The organism is Mucilaginibacter straminoryzae (assembly GCF_022953055.1).
GTDB classification, from domain to species: domain Bacteria; phylum Bacteroidota; class Bacteroidia; order Sphingobacteriales; family Sphingobacteriaceae; genus Mucilaginibacter; species Mucilaginibacter straminoryzae.
In genome coordinates this window covers 356,480-377,385 of sequence record NZ_JALJEJ010000004.1, presented here as the reverse complement: position 1 = coordinate 377,385, position 20,906 = coordinate 356,480, and the positions used below count along the sequence as shown (strand labels likewise).

The 20,906-nt window shown below is 44.3% G+C and carries 22 protein-coding genes; 10 read left to right on the top strand and 12 right to left on the bottom strand.

Features of this window, described 5'->3' with window-relative positions; genetic code table 11:
* Positions 1 to 116 precede the first annotated feature (116 nt).
* Complete coding sequence (locus tag MUY27_RS11230; protein ID WP_245130115.1) at positions 117 to 1,364, top strand: glycoside hydrolase family 5 protein; 1,248 nt, start codon at positions 117 to 119, stop codon at positions 1,362 to 1,364.
* Here the strand turns inward: MUY27_RS11230 and MUY27_RS11225 are convergent.
* The 6 genes from MUY27_RS11225 to MUY27_RS11200 form a co-directional block, all read right to left on the bottom strand.
* Entirely contained in the window at positions 1,351 to 1,716 is a 366-nt protein-coding gene (locus tag MUY27_RS11225) for a response regulator (protein ID WP_245130114.1), read from the bottom strand. The genes MUY27_RS11230 and MUY27_RS11225 overlap by 14 nt on opposite strands.
* A 521-nt stretch (positions 1,717 to 2,237) precedes the next feature.
* Entirely contained in the window at positions 2,238 to 3,452 is a 1,215-nt protein-coding gene (locus MUY27_RS11220) for a BamA/TamA family outer membrane protein (protein WP_245130113.1), read from the bottom strand.
* Positions 3,453 to 3,646: 194 nt separating this feature from the next.
* The gene (locus MUY27_RS11215; RefSeq protein WP_245130112.1) at positions 3,647 to 3,787 is read right to left on the bottom strand and encodes an NUDIX hydrolase; all 141 of its coding nucleotides are present in this window, start codon (positions 3,785 to 3,787) and stop codon (positions 3,647 to 3,649) included.
* 48 nt (positions 3,788 to 3,835) lie between these two features.
* A complete protein-coding gene (locus MUY27_RS11210) occupies positions 3,836 to 4,120 on the bottom strand; it encodes an NUDIX hydrolase (RefSeq protein ID WP_245130111.1) in 285 nt (94 codons plus the stop codon).
* A 64-nt stretch (positions 4,121 to 4,184) separates the two neighbouring features.
* The gene (locus MUY27_RS11205) at positions 4,185 to 4,514 is read right to left on the bottom strand and encodes a YMGG-like glycine zipper-containing protein (protein ID WP_245130110.1); all 330 of its coding nucleotides are present in this window, start codon (positions 4,512 to 4,514) and stop codon (positions 4,185 to 4,187) included.
* A gap of 139 nt (positions 4,515 to 4,653) precedes the next feature.
* Positions 4,654 to 5,457, bottom strand: a complete 804-nt coding sequence (locus tag MUY27_RS11200) for a TIGR00266 family protein (protein ID WP_245130109.1) — start codon at positions 5,455 to 5,457, stop codon at positions 4,654 to 4,656.
* A gap of 164 nt (positions 5,458 to 5,621) precedes the next feature.
* Between MUY27_RS11200 and MUY27_RS11195 the strand changes: the two genes are divergently transcribed.
* Both MUY27_RS11195 and MUY27_RS11190 read left to right on the top strand, forming a co-directional pair.
* Positions 5,622 to 6,359, top strand: coding sequence for a nucleotidyltransferase (locus MUY27_RS11195; protein WP_245130108.1), 738 nt, complete (start codon positions 5,622 to 5,624; stop codon positions 6,357 to 6,359).
* Positions 6,360 to 6,361: 2 nt separating this feature from the next.
* Positions 6,362 to 7,108, top strand: a complete 747-nt coding sequence (locus tag MUY27_RS11190; RefSeq protein ID WP_245130107.1) for a metallophosphoesterase family protein — start codon at positions 6,362 to 6,364, stop codon at positions 7,106 to 7,108.
* Between the two features lie 275 nt (positions 7,109 to 7,383).
* Here MUY27_RS11190 and MUY27_RS11185 read toward each other — a convergent pair whose 3' ends face one another.
* A complete protein-coding gene (locus MUY27_RS11185; protein ID WP_245130106.1) occupies positions 7,384 to 9,792 on the bottom strand; it encodes a TonB-dependent receptor in 2,409 nt (802 codons plus the stop codon).
* A gap of 108 nt (positions 9,793 to 9,900) precedes the next feature.
* Positions 9,901 to 10,221, bottom strand: a complete 321-nt coding sequence (locus MUY27_RS11180; RefSeq protein ID WP_245130105.1) for a hypothetical protein — start codon at positions 10,219 to 10,221, stop codon at positions 9,901 to 9,903.
* A 111-nt stretch (positions 10,222 to 10,332) separates the two neighbouring features.
* Between MUY27_RS11180 and MUY27_RS11175 the strand changes: the two genes are divergently transcribed.
* Together MUY27_RS11175 and MUY27_RS11170 are read left to right on the top strand one after the other, a co-directional pair.
* Complete coding sequence (locus MUY27_RS11175) at positions 10,333 to 10,890, top strand: RNA polymerase sigma factor (protein ID WP_245130104.1); 558 nt, start codon at positions 10,333 to 10,335, stop codon at positions 10,888 to 10,890.
* Entirely contained in the window at positions 10,887 to 11,294 is a 408-nt protein-coding gene (locus MUY27_RS11170; RefSeq protein WP_245130103.1) for a hypothetical protein, read from the top strand. Before MUY27_RS11175 ends, MUY27_RS11170 begins: the two co-directional genes overlap by 4 nt.
* Before the next feature lie 375 nt (positions 11,295 to 11,669).
* Here MUY27_RS11170 and MUY27_RS11165 read toward each other — a convergent pair whose 3' ends face one another.
* The 3 genes from MUY27_RS11165 to MUY27_RS11155 all read right to left on the bottom strand — a co-directional run bounded on the left by MUY27_RS11165 (position 11,670) and on the right by MUY27_RS11155 (position 14,522).
* Positions 11,670 to 12,920 (bottom strand): DUF2130 domain-containing protein, encoded by a 1,251-nt coding sequence (locus tag MUY27_RS11165; protein ID WP_245130102.1) that lies wholly within the window; start codon positions 12,918 to 12,920, stop codon positions 11,670 to 11,672.
* A gap of 92 nt (positions 12,921 to 13,012) precedes the next feature.
* On the bottom strand, positions 13,013 to 13,399 hold the full coding sequence (locus MUY27_RS11160; RefSeq protein ID WP_245130101.1) for a hypothetical protein: 387 nt from the start codon (positions 13,397 to 13,399) through the stop codon (positions 13,013 to 13,015).
* Between the two features lie 595 nt (positions 13,400 to 13,994).
* Positions 13,995 to 14,522 carry an adenine phosphoribosyltransferase gene (locus tag MUY27_RS11155; protein WP_245130100.1) on the bottom strand — a complete coding sequence of 176 codons (528 nt, stop codon included), beginning with the start codon at positions 14,520 to 14,522 and terminating at the stop codon, positions 13,995 to 13,997.
* Positions 14,523 to 14,652: 130 nt separating this feature from the next.
* Here MUY27_RS11155 and MUY27_RS11150 point away from each other — a divergent pair, with 130 nt between their 5' ends.
* Positions 14,653 to 16,062 (top strand): sensor histidine kinase, encoded by a 1,410-nt coding sequence (locus tag MUY27_RS11150; protein ID WP_245130099.1) that lies wholly within the window; start codon positions 14,653 to 14,655, stop codon positions 16,060 to 16,062.
* Here MUY27_RS11150 and MUY27_RS11145 read toward each other — a convergent pair.
* On the bottom strand, positions 16,059 to 17,219 hold the full coding sequence (locus MUY27_RS11145) for a glycoside hydrolase family 26 protein (protein ID WP_245130098.1): 1,161 nt from the start codon (positions 17,217 to 17,219) through the stop codon (positions 16,059 to 16,061). The two genes, MUY27_RS11150 and MUY27_RS11145, sit on opposite strands and share 4 nt — an antisense overlap.
* A gap of 317 nt (positions 17,220 to 17,536) precedes the next feature.
* Here MUY27_RS11145 and MUY27_RS11140 point away from each other — a divergent pair, with 317 nt between their 5' ends.
* The 4 genes from MUY27_RS11140 to MUY27_RS11125 are packed head-to-tail and all read left to right on the top strand — an operon-like array spanning position 17,537 to position 20,906.
* Positions 17,537 to 18,346, top strand: a complete 810-nt coding sequence (locus tag MUY27_RS11140; RefSeq protein WP_245130097.1) for an MlaE family ABC transporter permease — start codon at positions 17,537 to 17,539, stop codon at positions 18,344 to 18,346.
* A 1-nt stretch (position 18,347) separates the two neighbouring features.
* Positions 18,348 to 19,121: an ABC transporter ATP-binding protein gene (locus MUY27_RS11135; RefSeq protein WP_245130245.1), complete on the top strand. Its 774-nt coding sequence runs from the start codon at positions 18,348 to 18,350 to the stop codon at positions 19,119 to 19,121.
* A gap of 1 nt (position 19,122) precedes the next feature.
* Positions 19,123 to 20,124 carry an MlaD family protein gene (locus tag MUY27_RS11130; protein WP_245130096.1) on the top strand — a complete coding sequence of 334 codons (1,002 nt, stop codon included), beginning with the start codon at positions 19,123 to 19,125 and terminating at the stop codon, positions 20,122 to 20,124.
* Positions 20,125 to 20,132: 8 nt separating this feature from the next.
* Complete coding sequence (locus tag MUY27_RS11125; protein ID WP_245130095.1) at positions 20,133 to 20,906, top strand: MIP/aquaporin family protein; 774 nt, start codon at positions 20,133 to 20,135, stop codon at positions 20,904 to 20,906.

Sequence of the window (20,906 nt, the reverse complement as noted above, 5' to 3'; positions counted from 1 at the left end):
CCTGAAAGCTAAGTGATTATAAATAAGCAAGTTTCGTACCAATCACCGGGGCAGTTTAAACACTAAGCGCAGAAATTTGTTATCTGGGTGATTACAATCATCTTAAGTTTATTATCATGAGAAAACTGGCCGCCTTAGCCATTGGGTTTACGCTGGCTGCACTATTTGCCACCGCCCAGCCAAAAAAGTTTGTAACCGTTAAGGGAAAGCAACTATACACGACTGATAATCGCCCGTTACAGATCAGGGGGGTTAATTTAGGAGGATGGCTTGCACCGGAGGGCTATATGCTTAAAATGAAAGAAGTAAGTTCTGCCCGGCAGATAGAAGAATTAGTGAATGAACTGGCCGGACCTGATGATGTGCGCACTTTCTGGAATAGCTACCTCAATAATTTCGTCAGCCAGTTAGATATCCGCTTTATTAAAATGGCGGGTTGTAACGTGGTGCGTGTACCTTTCAACTATCGTTTATTCACTTCAGAAACCTATTTAGGTGCGAATGATCCTAACAGGGGTTTTGCGTTACTTGACCGGCTGATTGGCTGGTGCCGCGAAGAAAAGTTGTTGGTTATTCTGGATATGCATGCCGCCCCCGGTGGACAGACCGGCGACGATATTGACGACAGTTATGGTTATCCGGATCTCTTTACCAGTGTTGCTGCCCGGCAGAAGGCAGTGGAGATATGGGCAAGGATTGCCGCACATTATAGGAATGAACCTGCCGTTTTGGGTTATGATTTGCTGAACGAACCTGTTGCGCATTATTTCGATATCGCCAGCCTGAATACCCGGATAGAGCCCTTATACCGCGAGATAGTAGCTGCCATTAGAAAGACGGATAAAAATCATATTGTAATTATGCAGGGTGCGCAGTGGGGAAGTAACTTCAGGATATTTGGTAAGCCGTTTGATGCCAAAAGTGTTTACAGCTTCCACAAGTCATGGACCGAAGCAGACCAATCTGTTTTAAAAGATTACCTCGATTTCAGCAACCGGTATAATGTTCCTTTAATTTGCGGCGAGATAAGCGAAGGGCGTAACGAGATGCTGCAGGCTTCTGCGAAGATGCTGGATAAAAATGAAATTGGTTACCTGTTCTGGCCCTACAAGAAAATGGAAAGCGAAAGTTGCATGATCAGCTTTGCACGCCCTGCGGGGTATGACGAACTGCTCGCTTACGCAAGTAAGAAAAGGGAAACCATGGAACAACTCCGCAAAGCGGCGCTCAACCGTAATGAGGCTAAAAGTTTACTGATGGCACTGGCCGAAAGCTGCCGATACCCTAATGGCAAAGTGAACAAAGATTATATCTCTGCTACCGGTATCGGAAACAACAGGTATAAAGCGGTTACTGCGCGTTAACCAGGTTGTTTACTTTGTAGATCAGCTCTGAAAGGTCAAAAGGTTTGTCTATGGTGTCGTCGCAGCCATAGGCAAACAGTTCCTCGCTTTTGTTTACGTACGCAGTAAATATAATTACTGGCAGGTTTTCAAAGCGGGGCATATTCTTCAGGTTACGGCATATTTCGCCACCTGTAATATTACCTAAACGGTAATCAAGGATCACCAGGTCGGGGTTGAACTCTTCCGCCAGCGCAATAACGTCAGCTCCATTTGATGTTGCCATCACCTCAAATTGTTCATAGGTTAGCGTTTCCTGAACAATCTCCAGGATATCCTGGTTATCATCTACAATCAAAATCTTTTTCGGCATCTCAAATGTCGTGTTATCCATTGAGACCATCTGCTACCTTCACGGAAGTATAAAAGAAATAGTTCTGTATCGGCTCTGAAATAAAAGTTCAGACAGTAATCAATAGCGCAGCAAAGATAATGTAAATGTTTAATATTAAATATTGTGGAAATCTCACATGTTTACCGTTAAAACACGGTAATAATCTTTTCAAATGTGACGTATATTATAAATCTTCCGGGTGAAGCATATGATATAGCTGCATTCATTAACCACTTCGGAAAGGTTGAAAATAAGAAAGGCCACACTTTCGCGTGGCCCTACTCTCTGCACTCACTCACATCCCCTCATTGTGTTTGATATATAACAAACCCTGTGCCCATTTTTCCTTTCGATTAAAAAAGTTAAAATAAATTTAAAATAGGTGTTTTTGACGAAATTTTGAAGGATGGAGAGCAAACGAAAGGGCATAGGTCGGGTGTGTAACTGTACGTTGTACATTTTTTTAGTACAGTTGTATGTCTGTTTGTACAAAAAATCAATCAGAATGCTTCGCCCAGGCCGATAATCACTGTAGAGTTACCTTTACTTACCGCATAGTCAATAGCGATGTTGGTGTTGGACTGCTTGCAGAACTTTAAACGCAAACCACCGCCCCCGGCAGGGTGAAGATATTTTAGCAAGTGGTTGTTTGGCTCGCTTACGGAGGTGGCGTTTGCAAACAACACAAATCCTACTAAGCCATTTCGGGTGATGTCGCGGCGATATTCAGCTTCCAGATATGCAAGGCTTTCGCCACGATACTTATTTTGCTCTATACCGCGGCCAGATCGGTTATAAAAGTCCCAGCCAATACTTGGAAGATCCAGATAAGGAACGCCTTTGTTTAAGGTAGTCCAGTAGTAGCTCCACAAGGCTAACATATTTTTGCCGCCTGTTTTAGACAAAGGAATATATTTCCGTACATCTGCATAAAGCGATTGCCATTGGGTGTTGCTGCCAAAAGTGGGCGAATTATAGCGATACACCAGATTAGAATAACAACCGGGCAGCGGGTTGAGCGCGTTATTTCGGGTATCGTAAAGCAGGTTAAAGGTAATACCAGCAGATAGGGTAGATGCTTTTCCTGTGCCGAAGTTATAACCGGAGAACTGCTTTAATCCTACTTCATCTGTACTGATAGCGGCATGATAATCCAGGTTGTAACCTACACCTGCAAAGAAATAATCGGTTACCCTTCTCAGCAGGCTTTGGTAGAAACGCACATACTTATAGTCGACCATTAGTTTACGGTCGTCGGTAGGGTTGGCATTCACACCCCAGGTGTATTGGGGATATTCCAGGAAACGGGTATCGCCTTGCAGTACCCAATCGTTATGGCTTAGCCATAGCTCAGAGCGCAGCGGCAAGCCGAATCTTCCTTTAAAATTCCAGTAAGGTGCAAAGGTAACGCTTGAAATATTCGTTTCGGTCCGGTCGCCGGCATAAAAAGATGCGGTTGTGGTGGTAATCAGCGCGCGGCCCCCACCGGGAATAGAAGAACTACCAGGCAGAAAGGAGAAATAAACCTCTTTATTAGACTCCTTCATATCGGTGGCAGATTTAGAACTAAAATTAAACCGCGATTTAATCAGGTCTACCAAATCTTTTTTGCCTACGGTGTCTTCTTCGCTGTTAATGCCAAATGGATTATGCTTTTGTGCGAAAAGCATAAAAGGCAATAGCAGTAAAGAAAAGCAGGTGAAAAGTTTCTTCATCCTAATTTGCAGAGTTTACCCTATCGTATCAAATAGTCAGCCAAATGTCATGAAATGCCATTAGCACAAGATAAACAATTTAAAAGCATTTCGTTAAGTTCTTCTCAAAAAATAGTGATGAAGCATTAAAATTGTCTTTACATCATTGAATTCGCCGTTTTGAAGCTTCTTCAACGCATCGGTAACGCTTATTTCTATGTCTCCACCGCTTCCCCTTCCTCTTCCAGCCCGCCGCCTTTAGAAATTCTATGTTGTTGCGAATAGGGGGCAATAAAGAAATGTACCTGTTCTGTTATGGCGCCGACAGAAGTATATCCTGAGGCTATTTTTTCCAAACTGTCCAATTGGTACCCCAATTCTTCCAGAGCTTCTCTTTTTACCGTTTATTCTGGTTGTTGGTTATCGTCTATTAAACCGGCACAAGCCTCTATCACATACCCCGAAGATGTACCATTGAGGCAAGCCACCAACCTGAATTGACGGGTTAGTAAAAACGTTTGTCTTTCTTCGTCGTAAGGTAAAACGGCTACAGCATCGGGACGTATATAAAGCTCGGTTACTTTGTTGGTTGACTGATCACCATCAATAAGTTGATAGCTATATTTTTTTAGCTGATAACGTTCATCAGAAAGCAGGTCTGTATGCTGCAAATTAATGGTTGCATCCATAAGGTTATAAAATAAAGAAGCCCCTGATCATCTCAGGGGCTTGCAGTTATACGATCTATTAAAATTAATAATTTTTCTTAACGGTGGTTTTGTGATAAGCAGCGCGTGTATAGTAACCTTTGCGGTAACCGCGGCGATAAGCTGCTCTTCTTTTTTCTACGTTACGGCGGTGTTCGTTACCAATGATATAACCACCACCGGCACCTATAGCACCACCGATCAGCGCGCCTTTAACACCGTGGCCGATCAGGCCGCCGGCGATTGCACCACCGGCACCACCAATAATGGCGCCTTTAGCCTGTGAGCTCATTTTTTTCTTTTCCTGTGCGTATCCATTCAGATTTGCTACAACTATTCCAAGTATAAGGCAAATACAAACGAGTATCTTTTTCATAAGGTATGTGAATTAAATAATTACTGATTGTTATTATTCATAAACACAATTTTAAGGCCAAGGTTTAAAAATCAGCTAAGATTAGCAAGGGAATGGCTGAAAACTAAGCACATACAGTTGTGCCTAAAAGCCATAAAATTTAAAAGCCGTCGCCGTCTAATAAATTGCCTAAACCACCTAAAATGCTGCCTTCTTCGCGCCGTGGGCCTGTTGCATAGCCTAAAATACGGCTGGCCAACCGGCTAACCGGCAAGGTTTGTATCCATACCCGGCCAGGGCCTCTTAGTGTAGCGAAGAAGAAACCTTCGCCGCCGAACAGTTTGTTACGGATACCACCGATAAACTGTATATCGAAGTCGACACCACGAGTATAGGCAACTAAACACCCGGTGTCAATTTTAATCTGTTCACCAGGTTGCAACACACGCTCAAAAACGTGACCACCGGCGTGCAGGAAGGCCATGCCATCACCTTCTAAGCGCTCCATAATAAATCCCTCGCCACCAAATAAGCCGGTGCCCAGCTTGCGCTGGAATTCGATGTTGATCGCCACACCTTTTGCCGCTGCCAGGAAAGCATCTTTTTGGCAAATTACGGCGTTGCCCATTTGTGCAAGGTCTATCGGGATAATTTTACCAGGATAAGGCGAAGCGAAGCTAACCCTGCGTTTGCCTACACCACCTATGTGGGTAAATGCCGTCATGAACAGGCTTTCGCCAACCAGTAAGCGCTTGCCTGCACTGAAGATTTTGCCCATAATGCCGCCGCCGCCCTGTTGGTTGCTGCCATCGCCGAAGATCGTCTGCATCTGTACGCCTTCGTCCATCATCATAAAAGCACCGGATTCGGCCACGGCCGTTTCCCCCGGGTCGAGTTCTATTTCTACATACTGCATTTCTTCGCCAAAAATGCGGTAGTCTATTTCGTCGTTTCTCATCATCATTTTGCTTTTTCCTATTTAAACTTTGCTTGATTCCGGATGTTACAATCCGCGAAGAAAAAATACGGCTTATAACATATTGCCGCCAAATAAAAACACAAAGCGGCTTAATAAAGTTGTATGAGGAACTTTGCTAACAAACATTTGTAGCATTAATTCTACCTATTATGACCATAAATGACGATAAAGAAGCACACGCATTTTTTAGCAGGGCACTAAGTGCACTTAACGAGTGTGGCGCCGACTATTTATTGGGAGGAGCCTTTGCCGTTTTTCACTATACCGGACTGTTTCGCGATACGAAAGACTTGGACGTTTATTGCAAACACACTGATGCACCGAAAATATTGAAGTACTTTGCCGACCAGGGTTACAAGACAGAATATACCGATGTGCGCTGGTTGGCCAAGATATTCTATGGCGACTATTTTATCGATCTGATCTTCGGTAATGTAAATAACGTTGTGCGTGTTGATGATAGCTGGTTCGAGTACTCGGTATGCAGTACCTTGTTCGGTTGCGATGTGAGGATTATGCCGGTGGAAGAACTTTTCTGGAGCAAGATCTACGTACAGAACCGCGAACGTTACGATGGTGCGGATATGAACCACATCCTGTTAAAAAGCGGGAAAGACTTAAACTGGGAACGCCTTTTTGATAAGCTGGAAGAACACTGGCACCTGCTGCTAAGCCAGGTAATACAATTTCAGTTTGTGTATCCGGCAGACTATCGGGACATCATTCCTAAATGGGTATTTGACGAGTTGATTAAACGTGCACAGGAACAGTATGATTTGCCGCCACCCGTAGTGAAGGTATGCCGCGGGCCGTTGATCGATCAGACGCAGTATGCCGTAGATGTGAAGGAGTGGGACTATAAATCGTATACCATTGTGACTGTTTAGCTATGGAGGAGAAGAAGATTTTTAAGATTGCCGCAGTAGGGGATATCCATGTAAGGGAAAATGATAAAGGGAAGTACGCAGATTATTTCAGGGATATTTCTGCAAACGCCGATGTGCTGCTGATCTGCGGTGATCTGACCGATACCGGCGACGAAGACGAAGCTCAGGTGCTTTCTGATGAGCTGCGCAATTGCACGATCCCCGTGGTTTGCGTGCTGGGTAACCATGATTATGAGAAAGGACGGCACAAGCTGATCCGCCAGGCAATACAGAACCAGAATGTTCATGTGTTGGATGGCGAGGCGATAACGATAGGCAACTTAGGATTTGCAGGTATTAAAGGTTTCGGCGGTGGTTTTGATACTCACATGCTAACCATGTTTGGCGAAGACGCTATGAAAGCTTTCGTTCAGGAAGCGGTCAATGAAGCCTTGCACCTGGAAAGAGCCCTGGTGAAACTGGAAGCCGACCCAATGGTGCAGTTTAAAGTAGCGGTTCTGCATTACGCACCGGTAAAGGCAACGGTAGTGGGCGAGCCGGAAGCGATATTTCCGTTTTTAGGATCATCACGCCTTGCTGAACCGATGTTGCGTAAAGGAGCCAATGTTTGTTTTCACGGGCACGCACACGCCGGAACATTAGAAGGCAGTATCAACGGCAGCGGGATAAAAGTTTTCAATGTGGCTAAGCCTATTTTGACAAAGCTGGGTTATGAAAAGCCTTACTTTATTTACGAAGTCCCTTTGTAGGTTGATTCGCGGTTGATGATTTTCAAACAGCCATGCCGGTGAAAAACACCGGCATGGAGGAAAGTTATGGCACATGCACGCAAATTGTCATTCTGAACGTAGTGAAGAATCTGTACTTAAGTTATGGGCAGATCCCTCGCTTTGCTCCAGATGAAAGGAATAGTTCAGGCTGTTTCCTGTCATCGTTTTGAAATAAATTATGTCATTCTATGCCAAAGGTTGAGTGCCTTCGACAAGCTCAGGCTGACAGCGCCTCGTATTTGTCAATAATTATATTAATTGTCCAGGTCATCATTTTTAATACCTTTTTCAGTTTTACGTATCCGATCTTTTAGCTTTCCGAAGTTATAATTCAGGCTAACGCGCACACTCCGGAAATATTCCTCGCGGGTAGTTGTTTCGGTAAAACCGGGTCCTTCGGTAAACGTCTGCTTGTTGCGCATCTTAGTGAAAGGATTATTTACATAAGCCGATAATGACAGTTTGTTTTTTATCAGGTCTTTACTGGTGCCAACGCTCACGCTGAATAAACGGTTGGTGTGTCCCTGTAACGAGGTTTGATTAGGGCCACTGTATTGCAGGTTTACATATGGCTGAAAGTCATCTTTTATTTTGTAAGCAACCGAACCATAAAAATCTAATGATAATCTTGCGTTTTTGATAAACTGCCCGTTACTGGTGCCCTGCAAACTTACGTAACTGGCATTGCCGTTAAATGAAGTTCTGATGTGGTCGCTTACCGGGTATCTGAGGTTCAGGTTTCCGGTAACACCACCGCCTTTACCCAAATTTTCATAAGTTATCTTAGTGATATTGGTAGTAGGGTCAAACGTCCAAACCTGCAAGGCCAGGTTATTTACAAATATGTAATTCATACCGGCGGTTACGGCCAGCTTGGTTTGGGTATTATATCCAATATTGATGCTGTTGATAGAGGAAGCTTTCAAGTCGGGGTTGCCGCTCGACTCCACATTGGGGTTAGACCTGTCGACAAAAGGATTCAGCCTGTTTATGCCCGGCCTGTTAATCCGCATCGAATAGCCAAAATTAACACTGCTGGTTTTGAAATCTTTGTTAAAAGAAACGTTCGGGACCAGGTTAAAATAATTCTGGTGGATGGTAGTGGCTGTTGAAGTAAAATCAATATCCGTATTGGTGTGTTCAAGGCGAAGTCCGCCACTCACGTTTAATGATTTAGATGAATACCGATAGGTGTTGTACAGGGCAGTTATCGTTTGTTTGTTACTATAACTATCATTCAGCGCATTGTTGCGCACGTAATTGCCACTTTGTGCCTGGAGCGTATCTGTCGTAAAATCACTGGAATTATCCCTGAAAATTGCTTTAGCGCCAGCTTCTATCGTTAGCTTTTTTAAGGGATAAATATAATCAGCCTGTAATGTTTTTTCTTTAGTAGTTCCCTTGTTGTACTGCCGATAATCAGGATTCGTAAACTGGAAACGGTTATCGAACCCAATAGCGTTGTTCTGGCTGTTGTTGTAATTAGAGTACTGAGCTGATAAGGTCAGTAACCGGTTCTTATCTTTCTTCGACCCTAACTGATAATTAAGCGAAATGTCTGCCCCGCTGCCGGTTTGTATCCCATCATTAAACAGATGGTATCCTTGGGTTAAACCGGCGTCCTGGTAAAGTGCAGAGATGCGGTTATCTTTTGTGTGATTATGGTTACCCGAAGTATTAAACTGAAGGGATATTAAATTCAAGCTATCGGCTTCGTAGCTCAACTCCGTACCTAAATACCCGTTGCGGCTATTATTGGCTAACGTTCCGTTCTGGTTCAGGTTGCTTTTGATTGCTCCGGTAGCGTTGCGGTTATAGCTATTGGCTACCTCTGGCGTATTGCTTAATCCTCCGCCAGTGTATAAGGATATGCCAAGTTTACCGGCTTTTACGTTTAACGAGCCGCCAGCGCCTGGTCCCCCGGCAGGGAAGCTTTCATTAATATTAATGCTTCCGTTGTAACCGTCAAAGCGTTTCTTAACAGTAATGATGTTGATGATACCTGAAACCCCTTCTGCATCGTATTTAGAAGATGGATTGGTGATCACTTCAATCCGCTGTATGGTTGAGGCAGGCATGCTTTTAAGCACCGCCACAGGATTGTTCGAAATCATGCCCGAAGGTTTGTTATTAATATAGATCTTATAATCGCTGTTGCCTTTCAGCTTTATCTGCTGGTCTGCGTCCACGGTGATGTAAGGAACTTTCCGCAGCATGTCCAGCACGGTGCTGGCTTTACTTTCCGGGTCTGCCTGTAGATCATAACTGATGCGGTCCGCCTCTTGTTTCACCAGTGGACGGTAAGATTTTACGTTTACCTCTTTCAGTTGTTTTTGATCAGGCACCAGGTCTATCATGCCTAAGTCCTGATCATGCTCAGCGGCATTTATATCGATTGTTTTTTTACGGAAGCCAATGAAAGAGATGGTTAAGTTGTACGATGCCTGGCTTGGGGCAGTTAGTTTAAAAGCGCCATTCGCCAGGGTGTAAGTTGCTTTAACCGGATTGTTATTTTGTGCGATCAGGCTGATGCTGGCATAATCGACAGGCTTGTGCGTAGCGCTATCGCGCACCATGCCTTTAATGGTAACAGTACCCGGGTGTTGTGCAAAACATATGATTGAAATGCAGCTATAGATAAAGGTGATGAGAAAAAGTTTCATGATAATGTGATTGAAAAGTTGAGGCAAAGCGATGCCAGGGCATCAGAAATGCGTGAAAAATTTGAGTGATTGAAATAAATTGTAGGTTAACCTACAGCGGCACGGGGATTATTGCCGCTGTTTAACAGTAATGAAGTAGTAAAGCAGAAAGGCAAAGGCGATGCAAACAGATTCAACTGCAAAGGGGAACGGTGCAGGATAGTAAGGTACATAACCTACGATAAAAAGGCCGATACCACCGAACAGAAAAAGTAATCCCCATTTTAACGCGCTCGACTTAAAATCAAACGCACTCCTTAACAGTTTAACATACTCTTCATCCTTATGGCCTGAGCTTAAGATCCTTAAGCGTAAGATGAAATTTAATATCGCGATGATAACTACTACTACGCTGGCGAAACAGGCGATAGCTACTAATGATTTTTCCATGTTTTAAATGATTAATTTGCTGCAGTAGTCAGCAACAGCATGTTAAAGGTTGCAAAAATTTTAAATAAATTATTTTGCAACATTAATTAATGCCCTACTGTCTAATGGCCAATGTTTGACGAACAAGCGGTAATTGCAAGTATTTTAAAAGGGAATTTGCAAGCTTTTAAGCTATTGGTAAACCAATACGAAAAGCTTGTTTTCTTTGTGATCAGCCGCTTGGTTCGTGAAGAGCAAGATCGTGAAGATATTTGCCAGGAGGTGTTTATTAAGGTGCATAAAAATCTGCACACGTTTAAGCAGGAATCTAAATTATCTACCTGGATTGCGCGCATTGCTTACCTTACTGCAATCAACTTTGTCAGACAGAATAAAAAATATCAACAACGCGATTACCCGGACGATCCGGATAAGTATCATTTTACAACCGAAGACCCCGAGGAGCTGCTAATCAAAAAGAATACGGCGGCTTACGTGAATTACCTGATCGGCAAAATGCCAGAACAATACCGGGTATTATTAACTTTATATCATTTGAATGAATTCTCGTACCAGGAGATTGAGAATATTACGGGTATGCCGGAGGGGACAGTAAAGAATTATTTATTCAGGGCGCGTAAGTTGCTGAAAGAACGGTTACAGGTTTATTTAAAATACAACGAACAATGAACAAGCTAACAGACGAGGAACTGCAAAAGATGCTTGAGGAGGGTTTGAACCAGCCAATGGATGACCACGAAGATCTGATGGTTTACAGTCAGTTGTTTAACGAACTGAAAAAGGAACCTAACGAAGGGTTAAGGATGGGTTTATCGTCGCGGGTAGCGGCGCGCTTAGAGTTAAAGCAGGATTTGCAGTTGAGTTTAAAAAACTACCTGATCGGTTTTGTAGCGGTAGTTGCTTTTATGGCAATTGCCGGTTTAGTTGCCCTGGTGTTCACTAAATCACAAGACGGATCATCAACGCTGCAACTTTTTGACCGCTACAAATGGTACGGGCTTTTAAGTGCCGTATTGCTAATGGCTTTTCACTACATTGACCAGCGCATTAAACTTTCCAAGTTTAAAGTTTAAAGGGGATACCATGCAGGTGACAACACCTGCACGGTGCGAGAGAGCTATTTAAAATGTCATCCCGAGTGTAACGAGGGATCTTCTTCGCTTAGTCAGGCTGAAGAATATTCTTTGCGAAATTAATTCCTTATTCCCGGCTCTTCGCCGTTGTTGGTATTGTCACCAGCAACCAACTAGAATGACGGGGTATGATATACATGCAGGTGACAACACCTGCATGGTGCGAAGTGGTTGATAGTATGGGTGTATTTGCCTTTAAGAACAAGTTTTCGTCATTGCGATACGCCAACGGCGGAGAAGCAACCCCAAATAAAGCTTATCACTTAAAAGATTGCTTCGTTCCTCGCAATGACGTTCATGATTTCCAACGAAAAATTAATCCAGCATCACCAGGTCTTCATCATCGGTGAGGCTTAGCTGGATGTTATCGCTGCCCGCAATACCTTCTATAGAACCTTTAATATGAGCTGCGCTCAACAAAACTTTTTCCAGTTGCTTTTCCCGGGTTTTCCAAAGCTTTTCCATGGCTTCGCGTTCCTTTAGGATAGACATGCGCATGCTCATAAACCCTTCACGGATGGCTTTCCATTGTTCCGAAAATTCGTTACTGGTCAGGAAATCATACAACAGGTGCATTTTATCTCCCTTATTTTCCTGCGAGCGCATTACGGCCGAAAGTTTCAATACCATATCGCGCAGGATGTAGGCAACAGGTTTTACCTCGTCGAAAGAGCAGATCCACACCCCATCGCGTTCGCCAAAGCAATCCATATCTTTAGGGTAGCACTGCGTAACAATTACAGCAATATCGGCGCCGGTGCTGCGCATATCTTTTTTCAATTTCTCTATCCATTCGTTAGAGAATTCTTTAGTGCGTTTGCTTTCGTAGATAATCCGCCCGCATTCCTGGCCAAACTGGTTCCGAACGGTTTGGATACAATCCGCACCACGTACCCCTTTGCCCACTTCGCCAACTAGGTCGAACGGGAAGTGCATGCGTAGCAATTCTTCCAAAATAATCTCCTGCGCTTCGCCCTGTAACTGCATCGACCCCTGCTCGGCACGACGTTTCATTTCTTCGGCCAGTTTCTTTTGCTGGTCTAACTGTAGTTCCAGTTCTTTCAGGCGCATCTGGTGCTCAGATTCTTTCAGATTAAAGCGCTCGCTTTCCTGCTTGCGGATCTGTTCGGCCAGTTCGTTACGCTGCTCCTGCAGTTTTCGTTGTATTTCCAGTTGCAGTTCCTGCTCTTTTTGTACCAGGGCTTGCTCTTTTTGCAGAAACTCTAATTCTTTCTGGCGACTTTGCTTTAGTTTCTCTTCTGCATCGCGGGCGTTGGTTTGTAACAGTTGCAATTGGTTCTCAAAGTCGGCCGCGATGGTTTTGCGCAATGTTTCTTCCATGCTTTGTTGCAACTGTTTTTTTTCTTCGGCTAACTGCTGCTGAAAACGCAACTGTTGTTCTTGCTGGCGGGCGCTGAATTCGTCTTCCTTTTTACGGAACTCATCTTCCTTTTGCCGCTTAAAGGCCTCCATCTTCACACGAAGTTCTTTCTTATACTCTTCGGTCATCACTTCCTCTATAGGGAAGCCATGGCCGCAACTCGGACACTTTACTTCTGTAGCCATTGAAATTTAAATACGCTGGTAACTATAAGGATAAAGGTAAAGATGTTTTGGTAAAAATCTTAGCAATTTTATGAACACAGCGCAGTAACGCCTTACTGTTTTAACGCGGTAACCCTCGACGCATCAGCACCGACGGTTTCAAAAACCATCTTCTTGCCCGTCATGTCCTGGATGTAGAACGGGAACTTACGCTTTTTTCCGTCCGGTAATGCTTCTGTAAACTGGATGTTCTTTCCCTGTAATTCATAGGTGCCGTGCGAAAGTACCTGCCCGCCCCAGATGATCTGTAGCTTGCCATCGGGTTTCAATTCTATGTAAGGTTTCTTATCTTCCAGTTCAGCGCGGGTAACGCTATCCGAAGGGCTATCAGGTTTTTCTACCCTTACATAGTTCCACCGGCCTTGCAGTTGTTCTGGTTTGATACCGGAAATACAACCGACTAAAATAAGGCAGATAATAGAGGCTGTTAAAAGTCGCATATTGGTAAAGGTAGTATTAATTTAGAAAGACAGAATTAAGCAAAATCGGTGATAGTAAAATGGTAGGATCTATTTAAGCTACTTTGCCATAGCAGCAAAGTAGCCAAACTTAGCGAAGCGATCTCATGAACGCCTTTGAGAAATAGACACATGTGAATAACGGCCTAGCCGGCAATATGCTTTTTCTGCCGCACTTGCTTTAGCTCAAGCAATCCAGAACCACCGACAATGATAGCCGTTACCCCTACTATCGTTCGCAATAGGCCTTCGCTTCAGGCAACAGCTATAAGGTCGCTTGCCAGCGCTCCAGGCCTACTGTTCTGTCTTGCTTCTTTCCAAAAGCCGGTTGCCGGCGTTAGGAACAAAAAAACTTTAGTGACGAACAGAACGTAAGCGTCCTTAATTGTCGCATCCAGCGCAGGACCTCTCCCTAACCCTCTCCAAGGGAGAGGGAACAAAAGTCCTCCCTATCGGGGAGGATTTAGGTGGGGTTACATGTGAATAAAGTAGCCATAACTAACACAGATTAAATCACTTTATTCTAATTAATACTGCTTAAGAAATCCTACCAATTATACAATTTCTACCATTTACTTTAATACTCCGCCAATACAATAACGCGGTCCGAAATAGGAGTGATTTTTTCGCGACCTTCTAAAAAGCTCAACCCTACTACAAAACAAAAACCGGCTACTTCGCCGCCCATTTCTTTAATCAATTCGCTGGTGGCGGTAACCGTTCCACCTGTAGCCAGCAGATCGTCATGGACCAATACTTTCTGTCCGGGTTCAAAAGCATCTGTATGCAATTCTATGGTAGCTGTACCATACTCCAGTTCGTAAGCTTTTTGCTTTACAGAATAAGGCAGTTTGCCAGCCTTTCTTACAGGGATAAAAGGTACACCGAGCCTGTTGGCCAGGGTTAGGCCAAACAGAAAACCACGGCTTTCAACACCGGCCACTACGTCTATCTCAATATCTTTCAATTGGTCAATAAAGGCATCTGTAATGGCATCGCAAACTTGCGGGTTTTTTAGAATAGGAGTGATGTCTTTAAAGATAATACCCGGCTTGGGAAAGTCCGGAATGTCGCGGATAACGGATTTAATCTGCTGATCGATCATTTGGAAAGGAAAATTCTTAAAGTATAGATAAAAATGAATATTAATTTTTGCTTAATAGGCACATAGTTTCGGCCTTTTTTTTATTAATATAATTATGTTTTATTTTTGATAGATAGAAACGCCCCTAATTTTGAACCTAAAGCAAATATACCTGACATTAGGTAATAAATTTATTGGTTCGCCAAAAGAGTTTTCTTTAAACGAGCGAATTTATCACCTGTTATGCATAACAGGTTTGTTGGCGCTTGTTTACAATATCCCCTTTAATTATTTCATCGGGTTACCCTTTATCGCGTTGCTTAGCTTTATCATCGCGGTAATTTTCTGGGGAATTTACCTGCTATCGCGGGTTAAGCATCGTACCGGTTTAAGTATCAAATTATTCTCCGCATTTGGTTGTACATTATTTGTCATCAACTTTTTTCTGAATTCTGGCATAGACGGCCCTACAGATGTTTTCTTTCTGCTAATGCTGGCCATGATCTTGTGCGGCGCACCGGATAATCAGTATATCTTTTGGGTGGTAACAAATATCGGGTTGGTGCTTGGCCTGCATGTATTGCAATATTATCATCCCGAATTGATCCCTCATTCTTACCTGTCACGCTCGGATCGTTTTACGGATGTTTCTTCGGCTTACCTGGTTGCTGCCGTGGTGGTCTACATCAGTATTATTTATCTGCGGAGTAATTATACCGATGCAAAGAAGCTTGCTGAAGAAAGAGCGGCATCGTTAGAGTTGCGAAACCGGGAAGTGATGGAGCAAAAGGCAGAGCTGGAAAAGGTTAACGGAGAAAAAAACAGGCTGCTCTCGGTGATCGCCCATGACCTGCGCTCACCCATCGCCAACATACAAAATTACCTGGAACTATTGGCCGAAGGCCTGCTGGAGGAAGAAGAGAAGCGCCCGGTTGAGGAAGAATTACTGCAAACTACCAAAGAAACCATGTTAATGCTGTCCAGTTTGTTGTTATGGTCGAAATCGCAGATGGAAGGTATTACGGTGCAATTAAGCAGCGTGAAAGTGCTTAAGCTACTTTCGCCAACGTTAGAACTGGAAAAATCTATGGCGGCAAAAAAGGGCATTACGCTTTCTTATGATATACCTTCAAACGCTGCTGTTATTGCGGATGCCAATCTGCTACAGATCGTTGTCCGGAATGTGATCAGTAATGCCATTAAATTTACGCCATTTAATGGTCATGTAGAGATTAACGCCACCTTCGAAGATAATCAGTGGATCGTCACGGTAACGGACGACGGGCCGGGTATTCCCGAAGAAAAACAGAAGGATGTATTTTCTATGGGTATCGTATCAGTTACGGGCACGGCTAATGAAAAGGGTGCAGGCCTTGGGCTTTCGCTTTGCAAACAGTTCACCGAATTGCAGAACGGCAACATCTGGTTCTACAGTTCAAATGGTTTAGGCACTACGTTTTATATTGCATTGGCTGCAGACATAGCAGAAGAGATCCCTGTTCCGCCAGCAATGCCAGGTATCCCAATAAATGCAGCGTTGCTACAGCGGGATAAAAATTAGCGATAGTCTTTTCCCGCTGTAAGCGGTTGCAACGCTTTACCGTATACACTCAGGGGGCTAAGCCTGTTTTGAAGGAGGATATGGCTATCGTTTGCAAATCTTTTAAAGTCAGCGGCGCTTTGGTGCCCCGGTATAGGTACAAAATAATGCTCCTGATTCGCATTGCGCCAGGCCATCACGTAGCTCAGCCGGTTATATTTTATTAACTCTGGCAGTAAAATTTTCGTCCACCATTCTGAACTGGGAATTCCCTGATAACCTGTTTCTGCCAGGCAAGCTAATTTTTGATGATCGCCTGCCGCGGTTTGAAGAATTTGCAACTGTTTATCCAGCCTGATCACATAGTCCGGTACGCTTTTATCGCAATACAGATCAAAGCCCATTACATCTACATAATCGTCGCCGGGGTATCTTTCCAGAAATTCTTCTTCGGTATTAAAGTCGGCCGTTGAATATACCACCAGCAGGTTGTGTACCTTTTGTTTCTTACGCAGATAATCGATCGTGAACCGCCAAAGGTCTATCAGCTCTTGCGGCGAAGTAGTTTTGGTTCCCCACCAGAACCATCCGCCGGTAAGTTCGTGAAACGGTCGGAATAAGATAGGGATCGCTTCGCCATCCTTGCCTTTTAGCGATTTTAGGTATTTGGCTACTTTTTCAAGGTATTTCACATATACATCGTGGTAGCTGCCATCGGGCAGAATATCCTTTACAGAATTGGCGGTGGTATCCCATGCTGTTTTGCCGTTTACCGGATTATCTGCATGCCAGCAAAAGGTGTTGATGCCGCCGCGTTGATAGGCTTCTTTAACCAGCCTCCGCTGATCTGCAAAGGCAACCCCATTAATGTCTGCGGTACTATCGTGTTCAATCTTTGCCAGGTCCCAGCCATAAATGGCGGGGTAAGAACCTGAGACACTTTTAACATCTGAGCTATCCGGCTGGTTACGCCAATTGATACCATAAGCCGTATCGTCGTGGTGGCCGAACAGAATAGCGGATCCCATCAGCCTTTGCAGGCTGCTGTATAAACTGCGCGTTTCTTTGGTTGCTTTAACGTCACACGGCTCGGTTAGTTGCTGGGCATTAGCCATTGCAGAAAACGTAAGGGATATTACGAGTATAAACTTGCTGATCAGAACGGTTGTTTTCTTCATTTTTCCAGTGATCCCTTATTTACGAATAAAAAGTGGTTTATGTTTAACATGGTTACCCTTACGCGCGATATCAGGGACATAAAAACGGATAAAATTAAGGGTTGGCAAACATATCTATAGCTTGTATCCATATTTATTTTCAGTAAATTTATCATAAACAGTATTGCCTGTAATTTGTCAAATTGCTGTTTACTAACCTATTCGTCTGGATATATCAGCCGAAAACTCATTATTTTACACCGGTTTCAAAAACAACATGCCTTAGCATTTGTAAAGTACTCAAGGCTAAACGCAACGCATTCAGCCTATCAGTTTTAATGGATACAACAAACAGCACAGTTACCCCAACACCCAAACAGGGCAAAAAAAGGATCAAGCGTGCAGCTGCCTTTTTTCAGGACCTTTATAAAGTAGGCGCTTTTGTCGGGCGTTTCTTTAAAGAGGCTTTTATACCTCCGTACGAGATAAAAGAACTTTTCAGGCAATGTTACGAAGTGGGCGTACGCTCGCTGGCGCTGATCTCGCTTACCGGTTTCATCGTCGGGCTGATCTTCACCAAGCAATCAAGGCCATCGCTTAGCGAATTCGGGGCTACATCGTGGCTGCCATCGCTTACCTCTATTGCAGTGATGCGCGCCCTTGCCCCGTTGGTTACTGCTTTAATTACCGCCGGTAGGGTAGGATCGAGCATTGGTGCAGAGCTGGGCTCTATGCGGGTAACAGAGCAGATTGATGCGATGGAAGTATCAGGCATTAACCCGTTTAAATACCTGGTATGTCTGCGTATTCTGGCTACAACCATCGCGGTTCCGCTGCTGTCATGCTATGCCGCTTTTGTGGCCATGATGGGGGCTTACCTTAACGTGAACCAGAACGAGGGTACCAGCTACAGCACGTTTATTGAGCAGGCGTTCGAACCGTTGAGCTTTATCGATTTTGAATCGTCGCTGATTAAGGCCATTGTGTTTGGCTTTACCATCGGGGTAGTAGGTTGTTATAAGGGTTACTACTCGTCACGCGGTACCGAAGGCGTGGGCAAAGCGGCAAATTCTGCAGTAGTGACCGGTATGTTCCTGGTGTTTATAGAAGAAATATTAATTGTTCAAATTACAGGATGGTTCAGATAGTATGGCAAGACCGGGCGTAAATATAGATTATAACCAGAAGGTGATTACCATTCGGGGGCTCGAGAAGTCTTTCGATGATAATTACGTGCTTCGCGGAGTTGACCTGGATCTTTATCAGGGCGAAAACCTGGTGGTACTGGGCCGCTCGGGTACTGGTAAATCGGTATTGATCAAGATCATCTCTGGCTTACTGAAAGCAGATGCAGGCGAAGTGCTGGTGTTAGGTAAAAACATGGCTTTGCTGGATAGCCGTTCGCTGCGCGAACTGCGGATGAAGGTTGGTTTTTCATTCCAGAACAGCGCCCTTTATGATAGTATGACGGTTCGTAAGAACCTGGAATTTCCCCTGGTGCAGAATCAGCGTAATTTAAGCAGAGGAGAGATCAATAAGCGGGTAGAGTTTGTACTGGATGCGGTCGGACTGATGCAGGCGATCAATCAGATGCCTTCAGAACTTTCAGGCGGGCAGCGTAAGCGGATAGGTATTGCACGTACCCTGATCCTTCAGCCCGAAATTGTATTATATGATGAACCCACTGCCGGATTGGACCCCATCACTTCTATTGATATTAACGAACTGATCAACGAGGTACAGCAGCGCTTTAAAACATCGGCCATTATCATCACGCATGATTTAACCTGTGCCAAAACCACCGGCGACCGTATAGTGATGTTGCTGGACGGAAAATTTGAGCGTCAGGGTAGCTTCGATGAAGTATTTGATACCGACGATGAGCGCGTACGCGCGTTTTACAACTATAACTTTACAGAATAACATGGACAGAGACGAAAATAAAAGAGCGATAACCGTAGGTATTTTTATTGCCCTGGGCGTCGTGATATTTATAGTAGGGGTGCTTACTTATGGCAACCAAAAGAAAAGCTTTAGTAATGGCGTACACATCAGCGCGGTTTTTAGTGATGTGAACGGGTTGATGAAAGGCAATAATATCTGGTTCTCCGGTGTGCGTGTGGGTACCATCAGCGGGTTGAAATTTATCGGTACCGCAAGGGTATTGGTCACCATGAATATTGATAGAACTGCGCAGCCATACATCCACCGCAATTCCAGCGCGCGGATCAGTTCTGAAGGGTTTATCGGTAATAAGCTGATTGTGATTGACGGCGGTACAGCGGACGCTCCTATGATCCAGGAGGGTGATCAGTTAGCTGTTCAAAAACTAATGTCTACCGAAGATATTATGAACACGCTGCAGAAGAACAACCAGAACCTGCTGGCCATTACTTCAGATTTTAAGAAGCTGAGCAGTAATATGGTGCAGGGCAAAGGTTTGGCCGGTCAGCTTTTAGCAGATACGGTAATGGCCCGCCAGTTCAGATCGGTAGTGAATAACCTGGAGCGGACTACGGCAAGCACTGCGCGGATGGCACAACAATTTGGTATTTATGGCGCTAAACTGAACAGCAAAGATGGTTTAGCCAATAAACTGGTAACAGATACCGCCACGTTTAAACAGTTGCAGCAGGCCGTGTCACAATTAAATCAAACCACTACCAAGGCCAATACCTTTGTGGAGAATTTAAACAAAGCCAGCGATAAGTTGAACTCGACGGATAATGCACTCGGTGTATTGTTGAACGATAAGAAAGCTGCTACGCAGGTGCAAAGTACTTTAGGCTATCTGCAGCAGAGTTCGGTAAAGCTGAATGACGACCTGGAAGCTGCGCAACACAACTTCTTGTTGAAGGGCTTTTTCAAAAAGCGGGAAAAGGCGAAAGAAGATTCTATTAAAAGAGCAAACCAAGGTAAACAATAAGCTATCAAGTGCCGGAACCACGTCCGTTATATCAATTGTTTATTTCGGAGTTTGTCGGAACGGCATTATTACTTTCTGTCGGTTTAAGTACCGTTATTTTTAATTGGGGCGAAGGTTCGGTAATGAACCATTACATTCCAGACCCTGCTATCAGGCGTTTATTCGCCGGATTCCTTTTCGGAAGTACTGGTTGTCTGATCACACTTTCGCCCGTTGGCAAAATCAGTGGGGCGCATATCAACCCTGTAGTGAGCATTGCCTTTTGGCTGCGCGGAAAGATGCGCTTCCACGCGATGCTTGGTTTTGTCATTAGCCAGATGCTTGGCGCAGCCGCAGGTAGTTTGCCATTGCTGCTTTGGGGTAACCAGGGGAAAAGTATCGGTTACGGTATTACCTTGCCCGGCGATGGTGGAGTTGCCGGGGCGATATGGGGAGAAGCCATCACAACGGCCGGGCTTATCTTGCTGTTATTTGTAATGGCTGGCACGCGGTATCGTAACTATACACCTTATACCATACCTTTTTTATATAGCGTAATGGTATGGGCAGAAGCGCCGTTTTCTGGCTGCAGCACTAATCCCGCGAGGAGCTTTGGCCCTGCGTTGGTTTCGCAGAATTTTAACGGTTACTGGGTCTACTGGATCGGTCCGCTAATCGGCACCCTATTTATTGTCGGTTGCTTTTGCTGGTCGAACCTGAAACATATCTTTCATTTCAAGGTGGCGCGCCTCAGTTTTCATAACCACCCGACGCACCCCAGCTTAAAAGAAAAGCAGAAATAA

Coding starts and splice junctions, on each gene's coding strand:
- MUY27_RS11175 (WP_245130104.1), top strand. CDS start 10,333: ATGTTTGACGAACAAGCGGTAATTGCAAGTATTTTAAAAGGGAATTTG.
- MUY27_RS11160 (WP_245130101.1), bottom strand. CDS start 13,399: ATGCGACTTTTAACAGCCTCTATTATCTGCCTTATTTTAGTCGGTTGT.
- MUY27_RS11185 (WP_245130106.1), bottom strand. CDS start 9,792: ATGAAACTTTTTCTCATCACCTTTATCTATAGCTGCATTTCAATCATA.
- MUY27_RS11145 (WP_245130098.1), bottom strand. CDS start 17,219: ATGAAGAAAACAACCGTTCTGATCAGCAAGTTTATACTCGTAATATCC.
- MUY27_RS11205 (WP_245130110.1), bottom strand. CDS start 4,514: ATGAAAAAGATACTCGTTTGTATTTGCCTTATACTTGGAATAGTTGTA.
- MUY27_RS11195 (WP_245130108.1), top strand. CDS start 5,622: ATGACCATAAATGACGATAAAGAAGCACACGCATTTTTTAGCAGGGCA.
- MUY27_RS11190 (WP_245130107.1), top strand. CDS start 6,362: ATGGAGGAGAAGAAGATTTTTAAGATTGCCGCAGTAGGGGATATCCAT.
- MUY27_RS11200 (WP_245130109.1), bottom strand. CDS start 5,457: ATGATGATGAGAAACGACGAAATAGACTACCGCATTTTTGGCGAAGAA.
- MUY27_RS11135 (WP_245130245.1), top strand. CDS start 18,348: ATGGCAAGACCGGGCGTAAATATAGATTATAACCAGAAGGTGATTACC.
- MUY27_RS11225 (WP_245130114.1), bottom strand. CDS start 1,716: ATGCCGAAAAAGATTTTGATTGTAGATGATAACCAGGATATCCTGGAG.
- MUY27_RS11170 (WP_245130103.1), top strand. CDS start 10,887: ATGAACAAGCTAACAGACGAGGAACTGCAAAAGATGCTTGAGGAGGGT.
- MUY27_RS11130 (WP_245130096.1), top strand. CDS start 19,123: ATGGACAGAGACGAAAATAAAAGAGCGATAACCGTAGGTATTTTTATT.
- MUY27_RS11230 (WP_245130115.1), top strand. CDS start 117: ATGAGAAAACTGGCCGCCTTAGCCATTGGGTTTACGCTGGCTGCACTA.
- MUY27_RS11180 (WP_245130105.1), bottom strand. CDS start 10,221: ATGGAAAAATCATTAGTAGCTATCGCCTGTTTCGCCAGCGTAGTAGTA.
- MUY27_RS11155 (WP_245130100.1), bottom strand. CDS start 14,522: ATGATCGATCAGCAGATTAAATCCGTTATCCGCGACATTCCGGACTTT.
- MUY27_RS11210 (WP_245130111.1), bottom strand. CDS start 4,120: ATGGATGCAACCATTAATTTGCAGCATACAGACCTGCTTTCTGATGAA.
- MUY27_RS11165 (WP_245130102.1), bottom strand. CDS start 12,920: ATGGCTACAGAAGTAAAGTGTCCGAGTTGCGGCCATGGCTTCCCTATA.
- MUY27_RS11220 (WP_245130113.1), bottom strand. CDS start 3,452: ATGAAGAAACTTTTCACCTGCTTTTCTTTACTGCTATTGCCTTTTATG.
- MUY27_RS11140 (WP_245130097.1), top strand. CDS start 17,537: ATGGATACAACAAACAGCACAGTTACCCCAACACCCAAACAGGGCAAA.